This window comes from Pseudoalteromonas sp. SG44-8 (assembly GCF_014164125.1).
Lineage (GTDB): Bacteria > Pseudomonadota > Gammaproteobacteria > Enterobacterales > Alteromonadaceae > Pseudoalteromonas > Pseudoalteromonas rhizosphaerae.
Genome location: NZ_JACJEQ010000086.1, coordinates 1 through 437 on the forward strand (window position 1 = coordinate 1; position 437 = coordinate 437).

Here is a 437-nt window from a genome sequence, read left to right on the forward strand (position 1 = left end):
AACGCAGCACCGAATGCCTTGACGATTGCCACCCCGATTGAGGTTGATGGCCGGATCAATGCTGTAGAAGATGGCAGTGTATTGATCACTGGCTCTGGCGCAGAAGCCAATGCCAGTGTCAGTGTAACTATCAGCGATGGCGCGAATAACTTATCACGCACCGTGACGGCCGATGGCTCTGGGGCATGGACTATCAGTGGTAGTGAGTTTGATGTCAGCAGCTTTAATAACGGCACACTCACCGTCAGCGCCACACAAAGTGATGCGGCGGGTAACACCTCCAGTGCAGCCAGCACCTCAGTGATTTTAGATAACGCAGCACCGAATGCCTTGACGATTGCCACCCCGATTGAGGTTGATGGCCGGATCAATGCTGTAGAAGATGGCAGTGTATTGATCACTGGCTCTGGCGCAGAAGCCAATGCCAGTGTCAGTGT

The 437-nt window shown here is 53.3% G+C and carries 1 protein-coding gene; it reads left to right on the forward strand.

Features of this window, described 5'->3' with window-relative positions; genetic code table 11:
* Positions 1–437, forward strand: a 437-nt coding sequence (locus tag H5163_RS21090) for an Ig-like domain-containing protein (protein WP_220494618.1), incomplete at both ends; no start/stop codon positions are given.